At 53.7% G+C, this 9,428-nt stretch carries 8 protein-coding genes and 1 CRISPR repeat array; of the genes, 6 read left to right on the forward strand and 2 right to left on the reverse strand.

The genetic code is table 11. From position 1 onward, the window contains the following. Positions 1-350 precede the first annotated feature (350 nt). Complete coding sequence (locus E1H13_RS25540; protein WP_169617792.1) at positions 351-767, forward strand: hypothetical protein; 417 nt, start codon at positions 351-353, stop codon at positions 765-767. A 288-nt stretch (positions 768-1,055) separates the two neighbouring features. After that, positions 1,056-1,588: a CRISPR direct-repeat array (repeat unit 35 nt; unit sequence CTTCCCACTCGCTGGGAAATTAATTGAATGGAAAC). Positions 1,589-1,706: 118 nt separating this feature from the next. On the opposite strand, the gene E1H13_RS25545 is transcribed toward E1H13_RS25540, so the two are convergent. Further along, the gene (locus E1H13_RS25545; RefSeq protein WP_169617793.1) at positions 1,707-2,867 is read right to left on the reverse strand and encodes a WYL domain-containing protein; all 1,161 of its coding nucleotides are present in this window, start codon (positions 2,865-2,867) and stop codon (positions 1,707-1,709) included. Positions 2,868-3,221: 354 nt separating this feature from the next. On the opposite strand from E1H13_RS25545, the gene cas10 reads away from it, so the two are divergent. The 5 genes from cas10 (at position 3,222) to E1H13_RS25570 (ending at position 9,289) form a co-directional block, all read left to right on the forward strand. Next, positions 3,222-6,260, forward strand: coding sequence for a type III-B CRISPR-associated protein Cas10/Cmr2 (gene cas10 / locus E1H13_RS25550; protein WP_347404223.1), 3,039 nt, complete (start codon positions 3,222-3,224; stop codon positions 6,258-6,260). Beyond that, a complete protein-coding gene (locus E1H13_RS25555) occupies positions 6,257-7,492 on the forward strand; it encodes a type III-B CRISPR module-associated Cmr3 family protein (RefSeq protein WP_169617795.1) in 1,236 nt (411 codons plus the stop codon). The genes cas10 and E1H13_RS25555 overlap by 4 nt, the downstream gene beginning before the upstream one ends. A gap of 116 nt (positions 7,493-7,608) precedes the next feature. Continuing rightward, entirely contained in the window at positions 7,609-8,475 is an 867-nt protein-coding gene (cmr4, locus tag E1H13_RS25560) for a type III-B CRISPR module RAMP protein Cmr4 (RefSeq protein WP_169617796.1), read from the forward strand. A 22-nt stretch (positions 8,476-8,497) separates the two neighbouring features. Beyond that, positions 8,498-8,890, forward strand: coding sequence for a hypothetical protein (locus E1H13_RS25565; RefSeq protein ID WP_169617797.1), 393 nt, complete (start codon positions 8,498-8,500; stop codon positions 8,888-8,890). Then, positions 8,891-9,289: a hypothetical protein gene (locus E1H13_RS25570; RefSeq protein ID WP_169617791.1), complete on the forward strand. Its 399-nt coding sequence runs from the start codon at positions 8,891-8,893 to the stop codon at positions 9,287-9,289. On the opposite strand, the gene E1H13_RS25575 is transcribed toward E1H13_RS25570, so the two are convergent. Then, on the reverse strand, positions 9,234-9,428 hold a 195-nt coding region (locus tag E1H13_RS25575; RefSeq protein ID WP_240966398.1), incomplete at its 5' end, for an IS1 family transposase. The two genes, E1H13_RS25570 and E1H13_RS25575, sit on opposite strands and share 56 nt — an antisense overlap.

Raw genomic sequence — 9,428 nt, forward strand, 5'->3', positions numbered from 1 at the left:
AATCAGCGCTTTGATGAGCTATTCCCAGCAGACACGGTAATGCCTAAGGTGTACTCCCCCAACCCCTAACTACGCCCGCCACCACATCCCAGCGTCGAATCAGGTTAACCGCCTCCACCGCGATCACGGCCACCCCTCAGGCTCAAGGACTAGCTCACCTATCCAGCGACACCGCCAGTGCCCGCCATCCAGCAGGGCCAGAAAGACCTACAGCCCACCCAGCGTAAATAGACCCACAGAAATGATCGCCAGGGCCACCGTAGCTCTGGCCGGTATTGCCACCGTTGCGCTGAGCGAGCGATGGCGAAAGGCAAAAGGCAGTAGAGCTATGCTCGTGCGCAGCAGGAGGAATGGGAGACTTGCCACGCAAGCAATGTAGCCCTCAGAGATGTCGCAACCCATCTGCTTATAGCTATACCAGCAAGCAGCAACGGTTTCGCCAACGGCGGCACAAGCGAGAGCAATGGCAAGCCCTATTTGCCGAAGATGCCATTGAGTTGAGCCATCTGCCCAAGGCGATTGTGAAAAAGGCCAGAGCTGTACTATCTGCCCTCCAGCAAGGAACTCACTACTGGCAGTTGTCGGGCAAGCGGCTAGAGATGATGCGCGATGTAATTAGAATTCCGGTTACTCGACGCTATCGGCTACTGTGCCGTGACGATGGCGATCAGGTGGTGCCCATCAAGGTGATCTCCCATGAGGACTATAATCCTTTAACCAGAAGTCCTAAACGGTTGCTGAGCAGGCTGCTGTCGAGGAAGCCTTAGGTAAAGGAAGACACAAAATCCCATTTTTGGGCATCAGCGATGATTAAAATGCTTTTTTCGCCGTTAGATAATCTGTTCTCCCTCAGGCTCTGTTTCTTCTCGGGGTCTGCCGATCGCCAAAACCCGCATTCTCTCGTTGAACCCAGCGGGGCCATTGATACACAAGGGTTTCAAGGGTTTTCCACAGGACGTTGTTGCGAGCGAATGTCATTAGTTGGCGGTTGGGGTGGACCCCGACGAAAATGGTGGTGTAGAATGCAGGCGTGGTGGGCCTCCTAGAGGCCGACCCTTCCCACTCGCTGGGAAATTAATTGAATGGAAACTAGGCCCTCCAGTAGCTAGATATTGACGAGGGCGGGCTTCCCACTCGCTGGGAAATTAATTGAATGGAAACAAGTCAACGAACTCAAGTTGCCCAAGAATTTTCTCCTTCCCACTCGCTGGGAAATTAATTGAATGGAAACCCTCCTTGGGAGGATTTTTCCTTCACAGTACCCTACTTCCCACTCGCTGGGAAATTAATTGAATGGAAACTTTGGCTTAGAGGGATGCCTTCTATTAGGGGCATCCTTCCCACTCGCTGGGAAATTAATTGAATGGAAACTAGTAGTACTCACCTTCCCGGGGCTCCAAGATACAGCTTCCCACTCGCTGGGAAATTAATTGAATGGAAACGTGAGGTCGTGCTTGTAAAGCAGGAGGACTGCTGCCCTTCCCACTCGCTGGGAAATTAATTGAATGGAAACCCTTCTGGATTTTTTGGATCGAAGAAGATGATGGTTGAAGCTTCCCACTCGCTGGGAAATTAATTGAATGGAAACGGTAAACCAAGGCAGAAGGATAAAGGCAGAAGGATGAAGGGGATATTGCCACGCACTAAAGTGTTCGGTTCTTCTCCCCAGAATTTGTCCGATTTCTGCCTTCTGCCTTCTGCCTTCTTCAGTCCTGGTAACGACTTGCTAACGTCAGGGCGTTTTGATAATGCTTTTTAGCTAAGGCATCTGGGGTGAGAATCTTGGCCAGATGCATAAATCGGTTTACCCAGCGACCAAATTCTTGTAGGGAACGCTCTGGCAGTTTGATGGTGAAATCCACAAACGCCTGATCAGACCCATGGCCTTTTTTAACGACTTGGGTAGGGTGGCGGCGTTCCCCTTCAAGAATGAAAGTGGCAACGGGGTAGAAGAAACGAACGACAACTGGAACCAGGTCGATGTTGCCCAGCCGTTCCTGCTGTTGCTCCTCCTCTTTTCCCAGGTAAAGACCCCACCCTTGCTTCAGAAGCTGATGGGCAGCTTCCAAACTTTGCCGTTGGGCCGGGGTCCCCCGGCCACTAAGATCTAAACCTTGAATGTGTTCACCCAAACGATCGACTCGGGCAACCTCAAAGTGGTGGCTGTGGAGATGCTCGTACAGTAGGTACCAGGCCACATCGGAGTAGATCAGCTGCAACGGGTAAACCTGAATGTACCCAGTCCCCATACTGCCATGGGGATCACGATGGCGCAGCAGTTCAAGCGGTTGGCCCATTGAGATTGCCTGCTCTACCGCGTCCAACTGATGAAAGAGCGTGTGGCGATAGTGCCCCTGATGCATCATCTCTTCCGGGTCAGTGTAGACAATGGTGCGAGTGAGGTGGGTGCGTACCGGGTAAAAGAGTTGGCCATCGAGTTCTAGGTTAAGGCCCCGTAGGCGGCGCTCCAGGCTCTCGTAGAGGCGGCGAATTTGTGGGTCGCCCTGGTGGTGGGCCTGGGTGGCGAGGGCCTGGAGGGCGGCTTGTAGTTCGTTGCGGGTAAAGGCCCCTGTGCCCAGGTAATAGCCCCAGCGGTACATGCGCTCATCCAAAATCCCGTAGCGACGCAGGGTTCTGAGGTCTTTGCGAATGGTGTGGACTGAGTAAGTCGGTAATGCAATCTGGAGCGTTTGGGCCGTCTGCTCCATTTTGTTCAGAATGGCCTGGGCCGCGTCATGGTCACCCGCCCTGTCTTCTGCAGGCTCTCGCCCGCCCACCCCTGGATGCTTTACCAAGGTTGCAATTAACACCATCAAGCGTTCAAAGGCCTGGGGGTTTGCGTAGGAATTTAAACTGACATTGCTCATTGTTTCTAAATGTCAACAAAAAGAAAATATTCCTGATTGACAAGCACAACCCTGGAAAAGCCAATATAGCAATAGTTTTGAAGAGTTATGGGAAATCTAAAGGAATATCACTTACCGATGGCATTAGCGAGGCAGCTCTGTTAGATTGGGCGCGAGCTAGGGTACATTCCACTTTTGTAGCCCTCACCCTAAATCCCTCTCCCAGAGCGGGAGAGGGATTTTGAATCCGGCCCCCCTTCTCCCATTTTGGGAGAAGGGGCTGGGGGATGTAGAGCTTTGCTCTTCCCGCCGGGTGGGCCAACTCGCAAAAGTGGGATGCACTCGCGAGCTACGACACCAAGAAAGGAAAGCATTGTGTCAAAAGCATTCTGGCAAGCGAAGATTTGGGGTTTGCTACATGGGTTAGCGTTATTCCCGTCTTCAGATGGCTCTAATCCCTTATCAGAGCACTGCACATCTGCGGGTGAAATTGCAGTCGGCAGCGATCGCACTGTATTGGGCTTAATCCCTGAGCCGGACGACCCCGCTAAAACGGCTGAAGTACGGCATCTTTTGTCTGGAGCACAGCTACCGCTGAATGCCACAGGGGAAGACATGCAGGGACTGCGATCGCACATTACAACAGCAATCTGCACCCACAGCCCCTTGGCAGTGATGGAACCACCTGAGCAGGCCTCCGTTGAGGAACTGCAGCAACAATTTTGGTGGCTTTGGCGCTGTCTGCCTGGCATCGTTACCCAAGCTGATACAGCCCAACTATTGACCCCAGCGAATTCCATCTTGCCCGATGTTTCCCTTTGGAGCCAGGCCAGCATGACCGCTGCCATGGCCGGAACCCTGGCTGGCTATAGCGACTCAGTCAACGCCAACGGCGAGCAGCGCCCCTACCTAACGGTCTTTAGCTTTACCCCTGTGCAGGAATTGATCAAAGCCAGTCGCAAAATGCGAGATTTTTGGGCGGGGTCTTGGGTGTTGCACTACCTCTCGGCCAAGGTGTGCTGGAAACTGGCTCAGAAATATGGCCCAGACTGCCTGGTCTATCCCAGCTTGTTTCAACAACCACTCATTGACCATTGGCTGCTCGAAAAATGGCCAGAGTTCTATAGCGCGATTGCACCGCCAACACCGCAAAAGCTATTGACCGCAGGGTTTCCCAACGTGATTGTGCTGCTGCTGCCCCAGGAGAAGGTCAACGGGGCGATGCAAATGGCCCGTCAGACCCTGCATGAAGAATGGCTGAACCTGGGCACAGAAGTGTTTACAGAACTCCATGACGAGCGTCATTGGATGCGAGACTTGAAGCCCCAGAATCGCACCTGGGAAGGGTGGCTCAAGGCCCAATGGCAGCCCTACTGGACAGCTCTGCCCGTGGGGGCTACCACGGTGGAGCTGCACAGTTGTCTGGATCAGGCCGGAGTCGTTTCCTCAGAGTGGAAAAACCAACAAAACTGGGCCTGCAATCTCAAAGTTCAGACCAATGGCCGTGACCGCAAGGCAGAGGGGCTGTTCTCCTCTCCAGAGGCTGAGCTACTGAAGGCGATTGCCCAATCGCAAAAGGAGCATCCGATCCGCGTTAATGTCGGCTCCTGGTGGCCCTACACCTTTGATCAGCTTCGCTTTAGCCTCAATGCGGTTAAAAGTGCCCGGGTCTGGAAGCTGCCCACGGCCTTTGGCCCTCGTTCTACTATCTCGGGCTTTGGCCCAGTGGTTTACCCAAAGGATCAACAACGGCGGATTACGGAAACCGATGCCAGTCAATTTTGGGGCAACCAGTGGGAAGCAGATCTAGGAGATGCGGCCAGCTCCGAGCAAAGGCAAAAGCAGGCAGGGTTGTTTGATGGGCGGGAGCAGCTCAATGCCACGGAAACGCTGAAACGGGGTTTGCATCGGATTCTAGATAACTTAAATTTGGTGGCTGAGGGGGATGTTGAAGATGCGATCGCAGCCGCCTACCCAGATCTAACCGCAGGGGTAGCCGGATACCTCAAAACCTATCAAGACCATGGCCAGGATAAAGCTGATGGGCAAGGGTCTCGAAAACAGCACTTTATTCAACTGTGCAACGCCATTGTTCAAGAACATCCCTGGGCCGAGGATGTGGCCAAGGCAATGCGCGGTAAGTGGGGCATTCCTTGGGAAGACAGCAAAAATGATCCCAAAAAGTACCACTCTCGCCTGCTCAACCCAGGCTGGCTGGTTGAGGATGCCGCGACGACTGAACTCAATAACCTGAGGCAGGCGCTCAAAACCGCCCTTCAGTCTGATGCTAATGACAAAGCACAGATTGACAGCCTCAGACGTCAGATTACAGAGCTCAAAGCCCAGTATCGCGAAAAGATTCGCGACCTGATCGCTGACTACTACCCCAACAACAACCCCGCCGATTGGTATGTGCTGGCCGCTGGCGATGGCGATGGCATGCGCCATTGGCTCAAGGGCAAGCCCTTGGGGCCTTACCAAGACTATATGCCAGACCACCAAAACCTCCCTCAGGAGACTCAAGCAGCCCTTCAAGGTATCAAAACTCAAGTCAAAAAGCGCATGGGGCCATCTACCCACGTGGCCCTAAGCCGCGCTCTACTAGATTTCTCCAACCAGCTGGTGCCCTACCTAACCGAGCGGCGCTACGCTGGGCGTCTGATCTATAGCGGCGGTGACGATGTGTTGGCTTACACCAACCTCTGGGAGTGGGACCAGTGGCTCTGGGATATTCGCCAATGTTTTCGCGGAGCCGACGATCCCAACCATGAGTTCGAGAGCACAGGAGACTATTGGCAGCGGAAACCAACCTCAGAAACCCCCAAACCCCATGTTCCCGATCGGCCCCTATTCACCCTAGGTCAAAAAGCGACCGTCAGCTTTGGGCTAGTGATTGCCCACAACTCAGTGCCACTTGCGATCGCCCTTGAACACCTCTGGGAAACGGAAGCCGAAGCCAAAAAGCACTACTGTGCAACGGCAAAGCCTGAGAAAGCTAAAGACGCCACCCAGGTGCGTGTCATCTATGCCAACGGCAACACCCTGAAAGCTACCAGCAAGTTTGCAGCCTTTAACCATTGGCAAGCGCTCCTACCACCAGCAGGCGACCCTAACCCAAAACTCACCAGTGCCCTATTTGAGCAAGCCGCCCAGGTCTGGAGTCAGCACCCAGCCCCTACCAAGGCCGCTATTCATGCTTGGACCCAAGTGTTTTGCAGTCGGCGTGACCTCTTTGGCAATGACGACGAGGCCCGCGAGGGATTTCGCTATCGCCTCGAGCAATTTTTGCAGAGCCTGTGGGAGACCACCCCAGAGAAAGAACAACTGAGGGAAATTCAAAACTGGCTGAAGCTAGCGGCCTTCACCATACGTACCCGCAGCATTGCTATTAGAACCCCCGGAGAGCGCCCATGACCCATTGGTACACCCTGACTCCCCTAGATATTTGGTTATTTCGCGATGCCAAACCCTTTACCCCAGGTGAACGGGCCTGGGCCGGTAGTGTCTTTCCCCCCAATGGCCATACCTTAGCCGGTGCCCTGCGAGGGTTACTGGGAGACACGATGGTCAACTTGACTGGGCCCTTTCTATGTCGCGACGACACCCTGTATCTGCCCCGCCCCCTGGGGTTTGATAAAACCACACCCCTGGTGCCGATTCCCTGGGATCAAGACTCCCATCTGGCTGCCCTGAAAAGCGACGAGTCCCAGCCCCGCCCGCTGATTCGACCCTCTTGGGATTCTTCTAACCCAGACGATGACGATGACGAGTCTTTAGCCTTTGTGCGCTATCGGCAGTATTTGCCCTACGACACCATCTTGGATTATTTGAAGCAAGGTCATCACCAGCTTATTCCCGACAAAAAGTGGATAATTCAGGAAGAAGAGGCCAAAATCACCCCTGAAAAACACGAAGACGCTCCATGGCTGATTGAAACACGACCTCACAATGCCATCGAGTCAGGCACACGCCAGGTCAAAGGAGCGGATGGGTATTTTGTCGAAAATGCGGTGCGAATGCAAACGGGCTGGTCTCTGGCCATTGGGCTGGAAACCTCAATTGAGCAAGCCCTACCAACACCGATTCGCTTAGGCGGAGAAGGGCATCAGGCTTTGCTCAGCAGTGCCCCCAATTTGGCCAGTCAATGGAAAACCCTGAAGGAATGCTCGGATCAAAACCTGGAGCGATCGCAACGGACAATCGCCTACCTGATTACCCCTGGTGTGTTTGAACGTTGGCAAGACTCCAACCCTAGCCCAGTCAATGATCAATCAGCCGACCCTTCTCCTGAGCGCATGGCCTACTGCCGAGCCTGGCCCTGGGAGTGGGATTTGGCTGAACCAGATAACCCTCGGCAACGACGGGGGGCGCTAGTCAGCGTGGCCACGGAGAAGCCGGTGCCCATTAGCTGCCGCAATCGCTATGGGGGGGATGATCAAGGCGATCGCAACCTGAGTGTGCCGTCTCCCCAGGTGTTTGCAGCCCCGCCAGGGAGTCAGTACTTCCTGAATCATCCTCCCGCTCTGTTTGAGGGGGAAACCCCAGGGCAGCGCACTGCTCTTTTTCAAGACAGCCCTCAGGCTCCGGATGCCGTCCGTCGCTGGCGTCAGTTGGGTTACTCAGAACTGTTGTGGCTACCTTTCTAAACCAAATCCAAGTCCAGACCTGGAGTTCCGCCTGTGGGAAAACTCCAGATCCCGAGCTGAACTGGGTATAAGCACCTCTGCAATGTAATTAACCTTTCACGATAATTAGGTGAACCATGCTTGGCCAACTTGTTTATTTATACTTACTCTCCCCTTTGCATACGGGAGGCACCACCCAAGAGGGCAACTTGTTGGGCATTGCCCGGGAGTCCCATACGGATTTGCCCTACATCCCCTCTAGCTCCATTCGAGGACGGTTGCGATCCAGTATTGACACATCTGGTCAGGACCAGATAGCCCAAAAGCTGCAAAAAATACAACTCTTTGGCTCTGAAATTGATGACGCCAAAAATGAGCTCTTAGCAGAGCGTTATGAGGCGGTCACCGGCAAAAAACTGAACCAGCTCGTGCAAGGTGATATTTGGATTGGCGATGGATCGATTCTCTGGCTACCGGTTCCTTCCCTCAGCCATGGCGTCGTCTGGATCAGTAGTCCGCTATTGCTACGCCGCTGGGCCAGGTTAGCGCGCAAGGATCTTGAGATGTCATCGGACTATAGTACAAGTGTCGGTAATCAGCAGCCTGTCTACTTAAAGGACGCCATTCTCAAGCCCTCTGACCTCAAGGCTTGGGAGAGCTGGAAAAGCTTCATTCCCGAAGGGATGCAAAACCAAGGCATTGAACGGGTGCTGGTACTGCCCGATAAGCATTGCGCAACCCTAATTCAAATGAGTTTGTGGCGGCAGGTCAAAATTAAGCTTGACCAGCACAAGACGGTTGATGGCGGCTTTCGCTATGAAGAAGCTATTCCCCCAGACACGCTGATGTATTTCCCTTGGGGTGTCATTGCTCAAGCCAATGGAACTGGTCCTGCCTCGAAAAGCCAATTTGAAGCCTTGATGGCTGATCATGCTCTTTTGCAAATTGGAGGCCAGGAAAGTCTAGGCCGTGGCTTTGTAGAAACCTGTCTGGCATCACATTAATTGTTTCTAAGGGAGTAACCAAATGACGTTTGATCCGCGAACGATGGGAATGCCTGTCCATGAGGCATTGGCTGGGCTGAGGGCATTGCCCAATCAAGAGGAAAGCCAACTTAAGGAACAGAAGAATCAGGCGGTAGAGCTATACACCTATCTCTCCACCTGGGGGATGTTGCGCCTGAAGGCGGAGGAAGAGGCTTTAAGCCAGGCTGGGAAAAAACAGGTGGTGAAGGCATTTTTTAAGTGTCTGCAAACCATCGCTGAGCGCAGTGATCTGGCTGGTCAGGAGGGCTTGAAGACGCTCAAGGATATGAGCACTGATGACTATTTGGGGCTAACCGGCTTGGCACTTGCGATCGCACAAGAGTTCAGCTTCTGGGCCACAGCGGTCTACCACGACATTAAAGGAGAAGCATAAATGGTTTTTGAGCGTCCCAAGAAGCCAAGACCGGGGCAATCCTCTGCCCCCTTCCAACGCCCAACCCGTCGTGACGGTGGTGACCGCGGGCCGCGCGATCGCACGACTGGGGGTCGAGGCAATGGCGGTAACCGTGGCGGTAATGGCGATGAACCTTCCCCCTGGCTCATCGATCCAGACTTTGCCCCTGATGCAACGGCTAGCTTTGTGGAATATCTGCGATGGATGCGATCGCCTGATAGCGAGTATAAAGACCCAACCAAAGTGCAAATTCTGCAACTCGCCGCAGAGAACGCCAACTACCGCGATCGCCTGACGACCCTCACCAATCGGGTAGTGAATTTTAGTGCAGGCCAGAGGAAAAGACCGGATGACCTTGCTTGGCCAACTTCTCTCTGATGCAGCGATTGTAGTCATGGATGAATAGCCAGATGGCCCCAATGTGGTTCTCGAGCTTTTTAGAGAACGACAGGGTCTTTCTCACCAGTCGCGCCACCCGCTGCCTCAACGTGTTGTTCAAACGCTCGATGTAACTGGT

This window comes from Nodosilinea sp. P-1105, from assembly GCF_012911975.1.
Lineage (GTDB): Bacteria > Cyanobacteriota > Cyanobacteriia > Phormidesmidales > Phormidesmidaceae > Nodosilinea.